Origin of the sequence: Phenylobacterium sp. NIBR 498073 (genome assembly GCF_027286305.1) — a bacterium.
Lineage (GTDB): Bacteria > Pseudomonadota > Alphaproteobacteria > Caulobacterales > Caulobacteraceae > Phenylobacterium.
The window spans coordinates 1,820,219-1,835,233 of record NZ_CP114599.1 but is presented as its reverse complement, the minus strand read 5'-3'; the positions used below and the strand labels follow the sequence as shown (position 1 = coordinate 1,835,233).

Annotated in this window: 18 protein-coding genes; 7 read left to right on the top strand and 11 right to left on the bottom strand. The window is 66.3% G+C overall.

Annotated features, from left to right (window positions below; all coding sequences use genetic code 11):
* Nucleotides 1–53: 53 nt before the first annotated feature.
* The 3 genes from O4N75_RS09155 to O4N75_RS09145 are packed head-to-tail and all read right to left on the bottom strand — an operon-like array spanning nucleotide 54 to nucleotide 2,181.
* Nucleotides 54–569, bottom strand: a complete 516-nt coding sequence (locus O4N75_RS09155) for a GNAT family N-acetyltransferase (protein ID WP_269629046.1) — start codon at nucleotides 567–569, stop codon at nucleotides 54–56.
* A complete protein-coding gene (locus O4N75_RS09150) occupies nucleotides 566–1,291 on the bottom strand; it encodes an N-acetylmuramoyl-L-alanine amidase (protein ID WP_269629045.1) in 726 nt (241 codons plus the stop codon). Before O4N75_RS09150 ends, O4N75_RS09155 begins: the two co-directional genes overlap by 4 nt.
* Nucleotides 1,288–2,181: a DMT family transporter gene (locus tag O4N75_RS09145; protein WP_269629044.1), complete on the bottom strand. Its 894-nt coding sequence runs from the start codon at nucleotides 2,179–2,181 to the stop codon at nucleotides 1,288–1,290. Before O4N75_RS09145 ends, O4N75_RS09150 begins: the two co-directional genes overlap by 4 nt.
* Before the next feature lie 107 nt (nucleotides 2,182–2,288).
* On the opposite strand from O4N75_RS09145, the gene O4N75_RS09140 reads away from it, so the two are divergent.
* Nucleotides 2,289–2,870 (top strand): gamma carbonic anhydrase family protein, encoded by a 582-nt coding sequence (locus tag O4N75_RS09140; protein WP_269629043.1) that lies wholly within the window; start codon nucleotides 2,289–2,291, stop codon nucleotides 2,868–2,870.
* Nucleotides 2,871–2,874: 4 nt separating this feature from the next.
* Here O4N75_RS09140 and O4N75_RS09135 read toward each other — a convergent pair whose 3' ends face one another.
* The 3 genes from O4N75_RS09135 to O4N75_RS09125 all read right to left on the bottom strand — a co-directional run bounded on the left by O4N75_RS09135 (nucleotide 2,875) and on the right by O4N75_RS09125 (nucleotide 5,890).
* On the bottom strand, nucleotides 2,875–3,303 hold the full coding sequence (locus O4N75_RS09135) for a VOC family protein (RefSeq protein WP_269629042.1): 429 nt from the start codon (nucleotides 3,301–3,303) through the stop codon (nucleotides 2,875–2,877).
* A 153-nt stretch (nucleotides 3,304–3,456) separates the two neighbouring features.
* On the bottom strand, nucleotides 3,457–4,602 hold the full coding sequence (locus O4N75_RS09130) for an acyl-CoA dehydrogenase family protein (protein WP_269629041.1): 1,146 nt from the start codon (nucleotides 4,600–4,602) through the stop codon (nucleotides 3,457–3,459).
* An 85-nt stretch (nucleotides 4,603–4,687) separates the two neighbouring features.
* Nucleotides 4,688–5,890, bottom strand: coding sequence for an acyl-CoA dehydrogenase family protein (locus O4N75_RS09125; protein WP_269629040.1), 1,203 nt, complete (start codon nucleotides 5,888–5,890; stop codon nucleotides 4,688–4,690).
* Between the two features lie 502 nt (nucleotides 5,891–6,392).
* Here O4N75_RS09125 and O4N75_RS09120 point away from each other — a divergent pair.
* On the top strand, nucleotides 6,393–7,124 hold the full coding sequence (locus O4N75_RS09120; RefSeq protein WP_269629039.1) for an endonuclease/exonuclease/phosphatase family protein: 732 nt from the start codon (nucleotides 6,393–6,395) through the stop codon (nucleotides 7,122–7,124).
* Here the strand turns inward: O4N75_RS09120 and O4N75_RS09115 are convergent.
* Both O4N75_RS09115 and O4N75_RS09110 read right to left on the bottom strand, forming a co-directional pair.
* Nucleotides 7,111–8,568 (bottom strand): phospholipase D-like domain-containing protein, encoded by a 1,458-nt coding sequence (locus tag O4N75_RS09115; RefSeq protein WP_269629038.1) that lies wholly within the window; start codon nucleotides 8,566–8,568, stop codon nucleotides 7,111–7,113. The two genes, O4N75_RS09120 and O4N75_RS09115, sit on opposite strands and share 14 nt — an antisense overlap.
* 149 nt (nucleotides 8,569–8,717) lie before the next feature.
* Nucleotides 8,718–9,035: a hypothetical protein gene (locus O4N75_RS09110; protein WP_267233365.1), complete on the bottom strand. Its 318-nt coding sequence runs from the start codon at nucleotides 9,033–9,035 to the stop codon at nucleotides 8,718–8,720.
* Nucleotides 9,036–9,208: 173 nt separating this feature from the next.
* Here O4N75_RS09110 and O4N75_RS09105 point away from each other — a divergent pair, with 173 nt between their 5' ends.
* The 3 genes from O4N75_RS09105 (at nucleotide 9,209) to O4N75_RS09095 (ending at nucleotide 10,509) form a co-directional block, all read left to right on the top strand.
* Complete coding sequence (locus tag O4N75_RS09105; protein ID WP_269629037.1) at nucleotides 9,209–9,631, top strand: PaaI family thioesterase; 423 nt, start codon at nucleotides 9,209–9,211, stop codon at nucleotides 9,629–9,631.
* Between the two features lie 21 nt (nucleotides 9,632–9,652).
* Nucleotides 9,653–9,871 (top strand): DUF1289 domain-containing protein, encoded by a 219-nt coding sequence (locus O4N75_RS09100; RefSeq protein ID WP_269629036.1) that lies wholly within the window; start codon nucleotides 9,653–9,655, stop codon nucleotides 9,869–9,871.
* Between the two features lie 134 nt (nucleotides 9,872–10,005).
* Complete coding sequence (locus O4N75_RS09095; protein WP_267233362.1) at nucleotides 10,006–10,509, top strand: TIGR02281 family clan AA aspartic protease; 504 nt, start codon at nucleotides 10,006–10,008, stop codon at nucleotides 10,507–10,509.
* Here O4N75_RS09095 and dusA read toward each other — a convergent pair.
* Nucleotides 10,453–11,484: a tRNA dihydrouridine(20/20a) synthase DusA gene (gene dusA / locus O4N75_RS09090; RefSeq protein WP_269629035.1), complete on the bottom strand. Its 1,032-nt coding sequence runs from the start codon at nucleotides 11,482–11,484 to the stop codon at nucleotides 10,453–10,455. The two genes, O4N75_RS09095 and dusA, sit on opposite strands and share 57 nt — an antisense overlap.
* Before the next feature lie 105 nt (nucleotides 11,485–11,589).
* On the opposite strand from dusA, the gene O4N75_RS09085 reads away from it, so the two are divergent.
* Nucleotides 11,590–12,657, top strand: coding sequence for a site-specific integrase (locus tag O4N75_RS09085; RefSeq protein WP_269629034.1), 1,068 nt, complete (start codon nucleotides 11,590–11,592; stop codon nucleotides 12,655–12,657).
* 128 nt (nucleotides 12,658–12,785) lie between these two features.
* Nucleotides 12,786–13,187: a hypothetical protein gene (locus O4N75_RS09080; protein WP_269629033.1), complete on the top strand. Its 402-nt coding sequence runs from the start codon at nucleotides 12,786–12,788 to the stop codon at nucleotides 13,185–13,187.
* Between the two features lie 72 nt (nucleotides 13,188–13,259).
* Here O4N75_RS09080 and O4N75_RS09075 read toward each other — a convergent pair whose 3' ends face one another.
* Complete coding sequence (locus tag O4N75_RS09075; protein ID WP_269629032.1) at nucleotides 13,260–13,643, bottom strand: OB-fold domain-containing protein; 384 nt, start codon at nucleotides 13,641–13,643, stop codon at nucleotides 13,260–13,262.
* A 4-nt stretch (nucleotides 13,644–13,647) separates the two neighbouring features.
* Nucleotides 13,648–14,787 (bottom strand): thiolase domain-containing protein, encoded by a 1,140-nt coding sequence (locus O4N75_RS09070; protein WP_269629031.1) that lies wholly within the window; start codon nucleotides 14,785–14,787, stop codon nucleotides 13,648–13,650.
* Nucleotides 14,788–15,015 lie beyond the last annotated feature (228 nt).

The following is a 15,015-nucleotide window of genomic DNA, read 5'->3' as shown; positions in this document are numbered from 1 at the left end:
CCGGAAGGCGGAAAAGTCGTGGCCAGCACTGCTGACGTCGCTCGCCCCCGCCGTCAAGCCGGCGTCAGCAACAGTCCCATGGCGATGTCGTCTTCGAGCCGCCCGTCGGGCATGCGCACGCGCTGGACGAAGCGCCCCTCGATCACGAAACCAAGCCGCTCATAGAGGCGGATGGCGTCGATATTGCCTTCGCGAGCCATCAGCTCGATGCGGGTGACCTGGGGCGACAAGGCTCGCGCGGCCTCGAACAGCGCCGCAAACAGGGCCCGCCCCACGCCCCGGCCCTGCCAGGCCGGGTCGACCGCGACGGTCAGGTCCGACAGCACATGGGCGAACTGCTCCGGACCAATACGGCTGGCATGGATCTCGCCGGCCAACCGTCCGTCGACCCAGGCCCCCAGGGTCACGCCGCCGGCGCGCGCCTTGGCGAGGAAGCTCTCGACATAGGCCAGGTCCATCTCGTCCGGACGCCGCGCCAAGCCGCCCGCCCCGCCGGCGGCGGCGCGATAGAGCGCCAGCACCTGTTCGGCGTCCTGCGCAGCCGTCGCCCGGATCGCCGGCGCGCTCACGCCCCGGCCGCCGCTCGCAGCAGGCCGATCAGCCGCGCACGGGTCATGCCGTCGGCGACCCCGTCGACCTTTTCCGGCCGCCAGTGGCGCTGGAAGGCGCGCACGATGGTGGTGGTGTCGGCGTCGTACTTGCCGGACGGCGCGCAGTCGTAGCCGAGCCGCGTCAGCCCCGCCTGCAGCGCGAACACCCCGGCGCTCTCCTCGCCCTCAGCCAGGCTGGCGCCCGGAGCGGCGTTCGGCTCCACCCATAGGCCGTGTCCCGCCTGCGCCAAGGTCTTCCAGGGGAACAGCTCGCCCGGATCGTCCTTGCGGGCTGGTGCGACGTCGGAATGGCCGATAATCCGGCCGTCCTCGACCTGCCAGCGGCTGCGGATATCGCCCAGCAGTTCGATAACCGCGTCGATCTGCGCCTTCGGGAACGGGCGATATCCCCACTCATGGCCGGGATTGACGATCTCGATGCCGATCGAACGGCCGTTGATGTCGGTCTCGCCCTTCCAGGACGACACGCCCGCATGCCAGGCGCGGCGCTCCTCGGGGATCAGGCGGAACACGCGCCCGTCCTCCTCGACCAGATAGTGCGACGAGACTTTGGACTCCTCGTTGCACAGCCAGGCCAGCGCCTCCTCGCCGGTCTGCATGCCGGTGTAGTGCAGGACGATGATGTCCGGCGGGACCTTGCGCTCGTTGAAATTCGGCGAGACGGCTTCGATGAAGTTCATCGGGCGCGCCCCCGAAGATTGAGCAGCAACAGCATGATCTGATTGGGCCTCATGGCGATGATCAGCACGCCCGCCAGCGCCACCGCGGCGCCGAAGGCCATGCGGGCGTCGAACGGGTCATGGGTGATGACGACTCCGAGGCCGATGGTGGCCAGCGGGGTCATCAGGGTCAACGGCGAGATCAGGTTCGCCTCGTAGCGCTGGATCAGCCAGTAGTAGGCGGTGTGGCCGAACACCGAGACCACCAGGGCCGAGAAGACCACCGCCGCCCAGAACCGCCAACCGATCGAGAGGCCGGTCTCGACGCCGCCGGGCTCGAAGATCAGCGACATCGGGATCAGCACCGCAGCCGAGGCCAGTCCCACCCAGGCTTGGAACTGCAACGGCTTGACCCCTTCCATCTGCTTCATCAGCACCGAGCCGAGCGACCCCAGCACCACCGAGACCAGCACGAAGGCCAGGCCGCCAGTCAGGGTGAAGCCGTGCGGATCCCACATCACCGCCAGGGCGCCGATCAGGGTCAGGCTGATGCCCAGCAAGCGGCGGCGGTTCAGCCGCTCGCCCAGCAGCATGAAGGACAGGAATGTGGTGGTCGGCACCATCAGCTGGCTCACGATCGCCGCCGACGAGGGGCTGGCGGTCTTCAGCGCGATGAACATGAACGCGAACGAGCCGGCGCCCATGCACACCGCGATCAGCAGCAGGCGCCACAGAGGCCGCGGCGGATTGCGCAGCCAGGGGAACACCGCCGCCGCGACGATGATGAAGCGGACGGCCGCGTAAAACAGCGGCGGCGCGTGCAGGTAGGCCACGACATACTTCGAGACGATGTTGTTGGTCGCCCAAAGCAGACAGACGAAAACCAGGAGGGCGAAGTCGCGAAGGGCCATGACCCTGCGGTTAGGCGCGGTTGGCCCGCGTTTGGCAAGGGCGCGGCTTGTCTGACGCTTGGGAAATCGCCGATTGTGGCGCCCAGTTCGCTATCGGAGTTCCTGACATGACCGCCGCCCCCTTCCTCGGCCCTGACGTCCAAGACCAGGGTTCGGCCTGGATCGATCCGTCGGCGCGGATCTTCGGCGCGGTCGAGATCGCGCCGGAGGCCTCGATCTGGTGCAACGTCGTGGTGCGCGCCGAGAGCCAGAAGGTGTTGATCGGGCGGCGGACCAACATCCAGGACTTCGTGATGATCCATGTCGGCTCGGGCACGCCGACCATCGTGGGCGAGAACTGCTCGATCACCCACCACGTCACGCTGCACGGCTGCGACATCGGCGACAACTGCCTGATCGGCATCGGCGCGACGATCATGGACGGCTGCGTAATCGGCGCCGGCTCGATCGTCGCGGGCGGCAGCTTCCTGAAGGAAGGCACGGTGATACCTGCCAATTCCATCGTCATGGGCTCGCCCGGCGTGGCGACCAAGACCCGCGACAACAGCCGCGCCAATGCGCTGAACGCGTTCCTCTACTGGCGCAACGCCCAGGCCTACGCCCAGGGCGATTACCGCCTGTGGTCCAAGGACAGCTTCCGCGCCGAAATGGCCGCCGAGCACGCGCGGCTGGCGGCCGTCTTCGGGTGAGCCGCTAGGCGCCGGCCGCCTGCGGCGCGGCGCCTTCGGCCATCGCCGCCTGGTCCATGTACATCAGCTCCCAGACGTGGCCGTCCAGGTCCTGGAAGCTGCAGCCGTACATCGGGCCCATGTCGGTGTTCGGCTTCCAGGGCTTGGCGCCGGCGGCCAGCGCCTTGCTCAACAGGCTGTCGACCTCGGCGCGGCTGCTTGCCGACAGGCAGGTCAGCACCTCGGTCGCCTTATGCGCGTCGGCGATGTCCCCGGTCACGAAATCCTTGAACCGGTGATGCTCCAGCAGCATCGCGAAGATGTTCTCTTCGATGACCATGCAGGCGGTGTCGGCGCTGCAGAACTGCTCGTTGAACGTGAATCCCAGCGCGCCGAAGAAATCGCGGGACGCCGTCACGCTTTTCACGGGTAGGTTCACAAAGATCATTCGCATGGGGGGCTCCTCCGGGGGGTTACGCACCCTAGGACGACGCAGGTTGGGCCGTCCCGACATTCGGGGCGGACTTTTTTCCGCCGGAGGCGTCCGGGCACAAAAAAGCGCGCCCGGCGAACCGGACGCGCTTCGATGTCGCTTTGCGTCGGCGGCTTAGGCCGCGGCGCCCAGGCTCAGGTTCTCGTAGCGAGCCAGGTGATGATCGGTCGAGCCGAAGGCGCTCTCGATCATGGTGGCGCGCTTGAAGTAGTGGCCGATGGCCATTTCGTCGGTCATGCCCATGCCGCCGTGCAACTGGATGGCGTTCTGGCCGATGAACTTGGCCGCCTTGCCGATCTGCACCTTGGCCGCCGAAGCGCCCTTGGCCCGCTCGATCTCGTCGTCGGCCAGCTTGATGTTGGCCATGTAGGTCATCGAGATCGACTGCTCGAGGTTGATGAACATGTCGACCATGCGGTGCTGCAGGACCTGGAACTGGCTGATCGGCTGGCCGAACTGCTTGCGCTGCTTGGTGTATTCCAGCGTGCCTTCGTGCAGCTTGCGGAACACGCCGCAGGCTTCGGCGCAGGTGGCGACGACGGCTTCGTCGATCACTTTCTGAACCAGCGGCAGGCCCGCGCCCTCGGCGCCGATCAGCGCGTCAGCGCCGACCGCGACGTTCTCGAAGGTCACTTCCGAAGCGCGGAAGCCGTCGACGGTCGGGTAGTCGCGGGTGGTCACGCCCTTGGCGTTCTTCGGCACGATGAACACCGAGACGCCCTGGGCGTCGCGCTGGCCGCCGCCGGTGCGGGCGGTGACGATCAGGTGCGTGGCGTAGGGCGCGCCGATGACCACGGCCTTTTGGCCGTTGATCACGTAGCCGGCGCCGTCCTTCTTGGCGGTGGTCTTCAGGTCCTGCCAAGTGTAGCGGGCCTGCGGCTCGGCATAGGCGAAGGCGATGATCGTCTCGCCGCCGATGATGCCGCCGATCAGGTCGGCCGCGCCGGCGTAGCCCGAATGCTTCAGGAAGCCGCCGCCGATCACCACGGTGCCGAGATAGGGCTCGACGACGAGCGACTTCCCGAGCTCTTCCATGATGACCATGTTCTCGGTCGAGCCGCCGCCCAGGCCGCCCAGTTCCTCGGCGAACGGCGCGCCCAGGATGCCGAGTTCCTCGGCGAAGGCCTTCCAAACGTTCGGACGCCAGCCCGGCTCGGCCTTCAGCGCGTCACGGCGCTGCTCGAAGCTGTAGTGGTCGGCCAGATAGCTCGCGACGGTGTCGCGCAGCATCGACTGTTCTTCGGTGAAGCTGAAATCCATCTGGTTTCCCCGTGCATCACCCCGCCCGGGCGCTCCGGCCCAGGCGGGAAATAAGTGTTGTTTTCTGACTTAAGACAATCGGCGCTTAGAGGCCCAGCACCATCTTGGCGATGATGTTGCGCTGGATCTCGTTCGACCCGCCGTAGATGGAGGTCTTGCGCATGTTGAAGTAGTTGCCAGCCACGCCGTCGGCGTAGTCCGGGCCGATGTTGGTGTTGTGGCCCAGGTCGCGCAGGTACGGCGCGCCGTAGTGGCCGACCGCTTCCAGCACCAGTTCGGTCAGGCGCTGCTGGATCTCGGTGCCCTTGATCTTGAGGATCGAGCTTTCCGGACCCGGGCCCTTGCCGCTGCTTTCGCCGGCCAGGGTGCGCAGTTCGGTGAACTCCAGCGCCGTCAGGTCGATCTCCAGCTCGGCGACCTTGCGCTTGAAGAACGGGTCGGCCAGCAGCTTGCCGCCGGCGTCAGACAGCTCGGTCGAGGCGATCTCGCGGACCTTCTCCAGGCCGCGCTTCGAGCGGGCGACGCCGGCGATGCCGGTGCGCTCGTGGGCGAGCAGCGCCTTGGCGCAGGTCCAGCCCTGGTTCTCGTGGAACACGCGGTTCTCGACCGGCACCTTCACGTTGTCGAGGAAGACGTCGTTGACCTCATGGCCGCCTTCCAGGGTCGTGATTCGGCGCACCTCGATGCCCGGGGTCTTCATGTCGATCAGCAGGAACGAGATGCCCGACTGCGGCTTGGCGTCCGGGTCGGTGCGGACCAGGAAGAAGCCCCAGTCGGCGTGCTGGCCGAGCGTCGTCCACGTCTTTTGGCCGTTGACGATGTAGTATTCCTTGCCGTCGTCGCCCGTGACGCGCTCAGCCTTGGTCTTCAGCGAAGCCAGGTCCGAACCGGCGCCCGGCTCCGAATAGCCCTGGCACCACCACACCAGGCCGTCGCGGATGCCCGGCAGGAACTTCTCTTTCTGCTCCTGGGTGCCGAAGGTGTAGATCACCGGGGCCAGCATCGATACGCCGAACGGCAGGATGCCCAGGGTGTCGGCGCGGGCCTGCTCTTCCGACCAGATGTACTTCTGGGTGGGGGTCCAGCCGGTGCCGCCAAACTCGACCGGCCACGACGGCGTCGCCCAGCCCTTCTTGGCCAGGATCCGGTGCCAGGAGAGATAGTCCTCCTTGCTCAGTTCCTCGCCGCGATCCTGCTTCTCGCGCAGTTGCTTGGGATAATTCTGGGCGATGAAGGTGCGGGCCTCCTCACGGAAGGCGGCGTCTTCAGGCGAAAAGTCGAGGTTCATAGGCGGCTCCCAGGCGCGAGCATTTACAGCGTATTTCGTTGGGCGCGGAACATACGCGCGTCGCGCGACAAAGTGAAGATGACCCTTACGTAAACGTCACATCAACTTATCGCGGTTCACTTAGATGCACGCTCAGCGCGGCAAGGAAAGGCGCAGAGGCGCCCGAATCACGCCGCCGATGACCGACGTCCCGTCCGGTGTTGTCAGATGCACGCGGAACCGCGGGGTCAATTTCAGCGCCGCTTCCTCGAAGCCAAGTCCGGCCGGCTCCACATGCACCACGGCGCAGTAGCTCACGCCACGGAGGCGCGGTGATGACGGGCGCCTCCAAGGATTTCGATGGCTCCGTCAATTCGGCCGCATAGAAGGCCTGAGCCAGAAAGCTCACCAGCAGCCCCCCCGTGTAGCTTGCGTCGCGCCGCCAGATATCTTGCGAACCTTCGCCTTGCGGCAGCGTTGGAGGCGTTGCGTCGCGCGCCCGCGGCGTGCATCCCTGAGCCCCATGCCGCGCATCCTCACCTACAACGTCCACCGCTGCGTCGGCACGGACCGTCGCCTGGACGTCGGCCGCGTGGCCGAGGTGATCGCCCGGCTCGAACCGGACATCGTCGCCCTGCAGGAGCTGGACGTGGGCCGCGCCCGCACCGGCGGCGTCGACCAGGCGCACCAGATCGCGCGGCGGCTGAAGATGGCCTTCCACTTCCATCCGGCCCTGCGCGTCGAGGAGGAGCTCTACGGCGACGCCATCCTCACCGTTTACCCCGAGCGGATGATCCAGACCGGCCCCCTGCCCGGCTACGCGCCGATTCCGCGGTTGGAGCCGCGCGGCGCGGTGTGGATCTCGACCGAGGTGGAGGGCCGCCCCGTGCAGGTGATCAACACCCATCTGGGCCTGATCCCCCGCGAGCAGCAGATCCAGGCCGCCTGGCTGGCCGGTCCGGCCTGGCTGGGACACCCGATGCGCCAAGGCCCGACGATCCTGCTCGGCGACTTCAACGCCACCGGCTCATCAGTGGTCTATCGCACCCTGGCGGCCAAGCTGGCCGCGGCGCGGCGGCTCTCGCCGCAACGCTCGCCGACCTCGACCTTTCCGTCGGCCCTGCCGGTGCTGCGCATCGACCACATCTTCGTCAGCCCGGAGATCAAGGTCGAGAACGTGTTCGTTCCCTTCGATCCCCTGACCCGCGTGGCCTCCGACCACCTGCCGCTGGTGATGGACTTCAGCGTGGCATGAACCGGGTGTGCATCAGGTCCTCGGTGTAGAGCAGGTCGCGTCGGCGCGTGGCGCGCCAGGAGTCGGCCACCGAGTACGGATCGCCGAGGTGATAGGTGGCGATGATCTCACCCAGCGGCGTCTGCCTCATCGGCAGGATCGGCGAAAGCCGCCCCTGCGCGTTCAGGTGCTCGATCGCCGCGATCATCCCTCCGCGCTTGGCCCTGGCCTTGGCCACGGCCTCGCCCGTGCACCCCAGAAAGTGGCCGATCAGCCGGTCCCGTAGGGCGCCGATGGTGCGCTCCTCATGGCCGCCCTCGACCTGCACGCCCAGCTCGACCTCGGTGTCGAAGCCGCCCGAGCGGTTGTTGAGGTTGGCCGACCCCACCCGCGCCAAGCACTCGTCGATGATGGTCACCTTGGAGTGGACGATGATCTTCGTCCCGGCCGGCGTCGTCGGATACCAGGCGCGGAACCGCCCGAAGACGTCGGCCGAGCGCAGCCGCCAGAGCATGTTCGATCGCGCCCGGTCCATGGTCAGCTGGTCGAACCAGCTCGGGCTCTGGCCGGTCGAGATCAGCACAACCTCCGGTCCGTCCGGCTCGGCCAGCCGCTTTGCCAACGCCGCGGCGTAGAGCGGCGAGGTGAAGTACTGGTTCTCCAGATAGATCACCGACTTGGCCGCCAGGATCGATTCGATGGTCAGGCGGCGGATCTCTGTCACTTCGGGACGCTCGTTCCAGGCCGGCTCTGTGCGCTGGATCGAGACCTCGACGTCGCTCAGGTGCGCGGGGAGGTAGGCCGGCCAGGGATCCTCCTCCGCCGACTCAGGCTTGGGCAGCGCCTCCCCCGTGGCGCGACGCCAACGTTCGCGCGCCAGGTCCCCCAGGGCCTGCGCCGCGGCGCCGTCGACCATCATCATCACTTCGTGGCGCGGGGCGTGATGGTGCTGATCGGGCATGATCCGCCGCGGGTCATGCTCCAGGTGTCCAGGCGTGTCCCAGCGATCGACGCTGATGTCCCCGCCCCCGCAGAACGCCAGGGCGTCGTCGACAACCAGCACCTTCTGATGGTGGCAGGCGCCGAACGGCACGTGATCGTCGAGCCAGAACTTCACATTGGTGCCGTGGAACCACTTGCGGGCCTTGTGCGGAAAGAACTGCTGGCTGGCCGCGATCGGCAGGGCCGATTTCCAGATCAGCACCCGGATGTCGAGATCCGGTCGCGCCTTGGCCAGCGCCACCAGGATGCGCCCCACCTCGTCGGGATCGGAGGGGCCATCGAAGCCGTCCGGGAACAGCCGCGCCCGCGGATCGAACCCCCAGCCCAGCAGCAGCACAGAGCGGCGCGCCTTGCGCAGCGCCTCGAAGACCGCCGTGAAGTAGGCCTCGGTATCGACCAGAAAGGCGGCGCGGCCCGCGCGCTCCTTGCGCCAGCACGTCTCGCCGGGCCTCAACAAATCCATCACCGACCCAATCGCCCAGCCACAGCCTCCACCCATCAAAGCCTATGGCCAAGCCTGGTTCCGCCGCAAAAGAAAAGAGCGCCCGGCCGGGGGACGCGGGCGCTCAGTCTGGAAGCGACTGCCGTGTGGGGACCGGCAGCAGTCGAGCCTTAGCCCTTGTAGGCCTGGCAGGGGCCGTTCAGTTCGGCGACAAGGCGCGCCTTGCGGTCAGTGTTATCGGTCTTGCCTTCGCGCTTGGCCTTGTCGAACTCGGTCTTGCCGCGATCGGTGACGAAGGCGTTGCGGGTGCGGCCCTCGCTCTTAATGAAGGCGTCCATCGACGCAGTGTCTACGCTGGCGATGCCCGAGGCGGCCAGTCCACGGCAGCGGTTGGCCTTCAGATAATCCACGTCGCTCACGGCCGCCGAAGCGGAACCGGCCGCAGCCAGCAAACCAGCGGACGTCAGGGCGATGGCGAACAGTTTCATGGCGTAACTCCCTCGAAATTCGATGAGGGGAAACTGCTCGCGGGGCCACGAACACTCAAATGAATTCCCGGCAATGATTAGTATTCGCAGATTAAATTAAAGCAATGAAACACCACGGTTACCACGAAACATAAACACCTTGTAATGATACACGCGCGACGCAAAGCTAAGGCATGACACTTTCGCTCACGCTTGACGCCGACCAGGTCAACACCCTGCTTCGACGCGCTTTTCCCGACGGATCCGACGCCCATTTCCCCCGTGTGACCGAGATTGCACCCGGGCGGGCGGTTCTCGTGCGCGCCTACCACGACAGCATGCTGCGTCCAGGGCGGCTGATCTCCGGCCCGAACCTGATGGCGCTGGCCGACACCGCGGCCTACGCGCTGATCCTGGCTCACATCGGCGACCAGCTGATGGCGGTGACCAGTTCGCTGGTGATGAACTTCCTGCGCGGCGCCCAGCCTGGGGACCTGTACGCCGAGGCGCAGATGCTGCGGCTCGGACGGCGCAACGCAGTATGCGACGTTCGGCTCTGGACCGAACATCCTGACCGACTGGCGGCCCAGGCCACCGTCACCTACGCTATCCCCTGATCAGCCGCCCCTCCCGGACCCATGACCGACGTTCCCGCCACCCCGCCCGCCCCCATCAAGACCCCCTGCATCAAGGTCTGCGTCGTCGATGGGGAGAGCGGACTCTGCCTCGGCTGCTATCGCCGCCTCAGCGAGGTCGCCGGCTGGGCCAAGCTGAGCGACGAGGATCGGGCCCGGATCATGGCCGAACTGCCTTCCCGCCGCAGTCGGATCCGACCCGAAAAGTTGGGAATGTTTTAACCTTAAACCTTTGCCGTAGTTAGGTTTTCAGAAACTCCCGATTCACGCCTTGCAAACCTCGCCGCCGTAAGGTCCGCGCCGAACAGGGTCGAAACCGGCCCGCGGTGAAGCCGAAGCGGCAAGGTGTGTGGGACATGCTCAAACTGGCGATGGTGGCGCTTCTGGGCGCCGTGTCTGCGGTGGGCGCGGCCGAGGCCCTGAACACGTTCACGGATCCGAAGCCGGAACTGCGCGCAGCGCTCGCCATTGCGCCGCAGTCCGCGCCCCACGCCCAGCCGGCCTCGATCGCCAAGGGCGGTGACGGCCACTACTGGGCCGAGGCGGACGTCAACGGCTCGCGCGTGCGCTTCCTGGTCGACACCGGAGCCAGCGCCGTCGCCCTGACCCTGGCCGACGCCCAGCGCCTCGGCATCGCCACCGACAAGCTCGACTACAACTATAAGGTCGTCACCGCCTCGGGCGAGACCCGCGCCGCGGCCGTGAAGCTGGGCCGCGTCTCGGTGGCCGGCGCCGCGCTCAACGACGTCGACGCCATGGTGATCGAGAGCGGGCTGGAAAGCTCGCTGCTCGGCATGACCTATCTAGGCCGCCTCGCCAGCTTCGAGGCTACGCGCACGGCGCTCATCCTGCGCCCGTAGGACCTGGGCCAGGGCCGCGTCGATCACCTCGAGACCGGCGCCCGACTTCACGCCCTCGACCGTCAGCACCCGACGCCAGCCGCGCGCGCCGGGCAGGCCGTGGAACAGCCCCAGCATGTGGCGGGTCATGGCCGCCAGGTGGGTGCCGCGCGCCAATTCGCGCGCGACATAGGGGCGGTAGAGCTCGACCGCCCTGAAGGCGTCGACGTCCTCGACGGCCATGCCAAACACCCGCCGGTCAACCTCGCCCAGCAGCGCCGGCGTGTGATATGCCGCCCGCCCCAGCATAACCCCGTCGACGGCGCCGAGATGCGGCTGGGCCTCGTCCAGAGAACCGATCCCACCATTGATGGCGATGGTCAGGTCGGGCCGCTCGCGCTTCAGCCGGTGCACCAGCGGGTAGTCGAGCGGCGGCACGTCGCGGTTCTCTTTCGGCGACAACCCCTTCAGCCACGCCTTGCGGGCGTGGACGACGAAGCTCGACACGCCGGCCTGGGCGCAGAGGTCGACGAGCTGGAACAGGCTCTGCTCGGGATCCTGGTCGTCGACGCCGATCCGGCACTTCACCGTGACCGGGACCTTCACCGCCGCGCCCATGGCCGCCATGCACTCGGCCACCAGCTCCGGCTCGCGCATCAGGCAGGCGCCGAACCGGCCGCTCTGCACCCGGTCGGAGGGGCAGCCGACATTGAGGTTGATCTCGTCATAGCCCTCGGACTCGCCGATCTTCGCCGCGGCGGCCAGGTCGGCCGGCTCCGAGCTGCCCAGCTGCAGCGCGACCGGATGCTCGGCGGGGTCATAGGCCAGCAGCCGCTCACGGTCGCCATGCAGCACGGCCCCGGTGGTCAGCATCTCGGTATAGAGCAGCGCCCGGCTCGACAGCGTGCGATGCAGACTGCGGCAATGCCGGTCCGTCCAGTCCATCATAGGTGCAATAGACAGCCTATGTGCTTGAAAATGCGCTAGTTTTTCCATATAACCTAGGGAGTTAGGCCGGCCGCCGGACGCGCGGTTCTACGCCATTTTTCGACGGAATTCGCCCCCTTTCGCCAACTCACTGCACCCGTTCTGCACCCAAAAATGGCATCGATCCGCAAGCAAAAATCCGGCCGCTGGCGCGCCCAAGTCCGTCGCAAGGGCCGGGCCATCAGCGAGACTTTCGTCCGCCATGAAGACGCCAAGAGCTGGGCGCTCGACACGGAGCGCCAGATCGATCGTGGCGAGACGCCGCTCGCCACGCGGGTCGCACGCATCCGCACCTTCGGCGAACTCATCGATCTTCACATCGACGACATGAAGGAAGTTGGTCGCGCGCCCGGCCGCTCCAAGGACGCCACCCTGCAGATGCTGAAGCGCACTCTCGGTAAGCTGAAGCTCGTGGAGGTGGATCGCGAGCGTCTTGTCCATTTTGGACGAGCCAGGGCAGCCGCAGGGGCCGGTCCGATGACCGTTGGAATGGATGTCGGAGCGATCCGCCTCGTCCTTTCCCACGCGGCCGCGGTTCACGGCGTGCCGGTAAAGGTAGAGCCGGTCGACCTTGCTCGCATTGCGCTGAAGCGGCTGGGGCTGGTGGGCAAGAGCAATGAGCGTGACCGCCGACCGAGCGAGGAGGAGCTTGCGGCTCTCTTCGCCCATTTTGACGCGAACGAACGGCTGACGATGCCGATGAGCCGCATCATCCAATTCGCCATAGCCACAGCCATGCGTCAGGAGGAGATCTGCAGGGTCACCTGGAGCGACCTCAACACGCGGACGAAAATGCTCACCATCCGCGATCGCAAGGATCCCCGGCAGAAGAAGGGAAACGACCAGAGGATCCCCCTCCTCGCGGTGTCGGGATACGACGCAATGGCTCTCATCGAAGAGCAGCGCGCAATCCGGACTAACGAGGACGACCGCATCTTCCCCTATGTGCACAAGTCGGCGGGCACCGCATTCACACGGGCCTGCCGTGAGTTGGACATCGAAGACCTCCACTTTCACGACCTTCGACATGATGGCACGAGCCGTCTCTTCGAGGCAGGTTATCGCATCGAACAGGTGGCCCTCGTTACGGGCCACAAGGATTGGAAGATGCTGCGCCGCTACACACACCTGCGCCCAGAGTCGCTTCACACCGCTTTGGGCAGCAGCCCGCCGCTGCGCTAGCGCTCGGCGCCCGCTCATGAGATGGCTTTGATCGCGGCTTCTCGGTCCCGGATCGGACGCCGACCTAGCGGCTCTAGGCTTAGGAGCGGTGATGGCGCGAGTCCTAGCTTTGCAAGTAGCGGGTCCGTATGACCTGCATCGCTTCGCGTCGCGATCAGCGGTGGGGAGACATCATCTCGCCCGCCGAATTTCGAGGCGCTCGGCAGGTCGTCTACCAGGTTGGCGAGCGAAGCGCCCTGGCCCGGGCAGGGCTGATCCAGCCCACCTCTGTTCTGGAGGTGTCGCCAGTTTGCGAAGTCCCGAATTTCCTCGTCATCGGGGCGATCGTTGAGGAAGCAGAGTGTCTGGCCCTGGTGCCCCGCAAACTCGCCCAGGAACTTGCCCGCTCGCGCGACATACGCCTCCTGGAGATCGACTATCCCAACCGTCGGCTGGATATCGATGCGTTCTGGACGCCTGCCGCTGCGTCCAAGCGCGGCCACGACTGGTTCAAGGCCTTGCTCAGCCGCGCCGCATCCGAACTCAGGTAGAGACCCGCCACCAAAGGAACGGCCCGGATCTTAAAGATCCAGGCCGTTTGGAGGCTCTCGGCTCAGAAGCCGCTAGCTCGGCGTGAAGGCGGGGAAGTACTGGCCGTCCTTCGCAGCCTGGAGCACGACCTTGACGGGCAGTCCAATGCGCAAGGCCGCCGGATCTGCATCCAGGATATGGGTCAGAACGGTCGGCCCCTCGGCGAGCTTCACGTAGGCGATCACGTTCGTGCCCGGCGCAGGCTCGCCATTGCAGTAGGAGTAGATCTCGCCGCGGCCTGACGCCGCCTCCCAGGTCACATCGAAGGAGAAGCAGAACGGACAGAAGGCGCGCGGATACCAGTGCGCCTTCCCGCAATCGCCGCAGGTCGGGACCATGAAGCGACCCTCTGCGGCGGCCGCGGAGAAGGCCATAGCCTCGGGATGGTTCTGTTGCAGAGCCTGATCGACTTGCATGTACCTACTCTCGTTCCAGGATAACGGTTGCGCTGCCGTGGCGACTGCCAAGCCAGCCTCCGGTGCCGTGAGCCAAGGCAAGCTTGCAGTCCTTCACCTGGACTGCCGGATGAGCTTCGCCGCGCAGCTGCCGAACCGCTTCAATGACCTTTGTCATCCCCCCGCGATTGGCCGGGTGATTGTTGCAGAGCCCGCCGCCGTCAGTGTTCACCGGCAGGCGGCCGATGCCAGAGATCAGCTGGCCGTCGGCGACGAAGCGGCCGCCCTGGCCCTTCTCGCAGAAGCCCAGGTCCTCTAGCTGCATAAGGACGGTGATAGTGAAGCTGTCATAGATCGAGGCGTACTGAATATCCGCCGGGGTCACGCCAGCATCGGCGAAGGCGGCAGGTCCAGAGAACGCCGCTCCCGAATAGGTCAAATCCACGGCCCCGCCGTCCTGGCCCTTCAGCGCCTCGCCCGCGCCCCTCACCTTCACCAGCGGCCGGCCAAGGTTCATGGCGATCTCCGGGCGCGTGACGATCAGTGCGCCCCCGCCGTCAGAGACGACGCAGCAGTCGAGCCGATGCAGCGGATCCGAGATCAGCGGCGACTGCAGGACATCCTCGACGGTGACCACCTTCTGAAGCATGGCGTGAGGATTGTGCTGCGCGTGGTGGGAAGCGGCGACCTTGATCCAGGCCAGCTGTTCGCTGGTGGTGCCGAACTCATGCATGTGTCGGCGCGCGCAGAGCGCATAGAGATCCACAAGGCGCGCATTGACCGGCGGCTCCCAGGGACGCGTCGGATGAGACGGCGGACCGCCAAAGCCACTGATCGCTTCGGTCCGGGGTCGACCCGCCAGGGTGATCAGCGCGACATTACACTTGCCCGCTGCAATGGCCTGGGCCGCGTGCCCGACCAGGGAGATGTAGCTGGACCCGCCGATGTCGCTGGAATCGATGTGACGGGGCTTCAGCCCCAGATAGTCGACCATCGCCAGCAGTCCGCCTGGAGCGTCGCCGCCACAGAAGAAACCATCAACGTCGTCACGGCTGAGCCCTGCGTCCGCCAGCGCGCCGGCGGCGCACTCGGCATGGAGCCGTCCGACTGAAATGTCAGTCGCCTTTCGGGTCGGATGTTCGAAGGCGCCTGCGATATACGCCATCCCTACGCTCGTCATTGCTGTCCTGTTCACACCGGTCGATTGCAGCGATCGGAGGAGCCGGCAGAGGGCAGCCATCCAGAACGCACTTGAAGACGCGCCCGTTTGGAACCTTGGAACGGAGTTCGAAAAGAGAGCGGATGAAGAAATCTGCGTGCAGTCGTCAGCGGTGCGATACCCGCCGCCTCAGAGGAGCCGGGGCCGCCAGACAAAAAGACGCGGGGCCCCTAG

Bases quoted from the DNA above. Each gene is read 5' to 3' on its own strand.
- O4N75_RS09120 (WP_269629039.1), top strand. From the start codon at position 6,393: ATGCCGCGCATCCTCACCTACAACGTCCACCGCTGCGTCGGCACGGAC.
- O4N75_RS09115 (WP_269629038.1), bottom strand. From the start codon at position 8,568: ATGGATTTGTTGAGGCCCGGCGAGACGTGCTGGCGCAAGGAGCGCGCG.
- O4N75_RS09105 (WP_269629037.1), top strand. From the start codon at position 9,209: ATGACACTTTCGCTCACGCTTGACGCCGACCAGGTCAACACCCTGCTT.
- O4N75_RS09095 (WP_267233362.1), top strand. From the start codon at position 10,006: ATGCTCAAACTGGCGATGGTGGCGCTTCTGGGCGCCGTGTCTGCGGTG.
- O4N75_RS09085 (WP_269629034.1), top strand. From the start codon at position 11,590: ATGGCATCGATCCGCAAGCAAAAATCCGGCCGCTGGCGCGCCCAAGTC.
- O4N75_RS09075 (WP_269629032.1), bottom strand. From the start codon at position 13,643: ATGCAAGTCGATCAGGCTCTGCAACAGAACCATCCCGAGGCTATGGCC.
- O4N75_RS09080 (WP_269629033.1), top strand. From the start codon at position 12,786: ATGACCTGCATCGCTTCGCGTCGCGATCAGCGGTGGGGAGACATCATC.
- O4N75_RS09130 (WP_269629041.1), bottom strand. From the start codon at position 4,602: ATGGATTTCAGCTTCACCGAAGAACAGTCGATGCTGCGCGACACCGTC.
- O4N75_RS09150 (WP_269629045.1), bottom strand. From the start codon at position 1,291: ATGAACTTCATCGAAGCCGTCTCGCCGAATTTCAACGAGCGCAAGGTC.
- O4N75_RS09145 (WP_269629044.1), bottom strand. From the start codon at position 2,181: ATGGCCCTTCGCGACTTCGCCCTCCTGGTTTTCGTCTGTCTGCTTTGG.
- O4N75_RS09135 (WP_269629042.1), bottom strand. From the start codon at position 3,303: ATGCGAATGATCTTTGTGAACCTACCCGTGAAAAGCGTGACGGCGTCC.
- O4N75_RS09110 (WP_267233365.1), bottom strand. From the start codon at position 9,035: ATGAAACTGTTCGCCATCGCCCTGACGTCCGCTGGTTTGCTGGCTGCG.
- dusA (WP_269629035.1), bottom strand. From the start codon at position 11,484: ATGGAAAAACTAGCGCATTTTCAAGCACATAGGCTGTCTATTGCACCT.
- O4N75_RS09140 (WP_269629043.1), top strand. From the start codon at position 2,289: ATGACCGCCGCCCCCTTCCTCGGCCCTGACGTCCAAGACCAGGGTTCG.
- O4N75_RS09125 (WP_269629040.1), bottom strand. From the start codon at position 5,890: ATGAACCTCGACTTTTCGCCTGAAGACGCCGCCTTCCGTGAGGAGGCC.
- O4N75_RS09100 (WP_269629036.1), top strand. From the start codon at position 9,653: ATGACCGACGTTCCCGCCACCCCGCCCGCCCCCATCAAGACCCCCTGC.
- O4N75_RS09070 (WP_269629031.1), bottom strand. From the start codon at position 14,787: ATGGCGTATATCGCAGGCGCCTTCGAACATCCGACCCGAAAGGCGACT.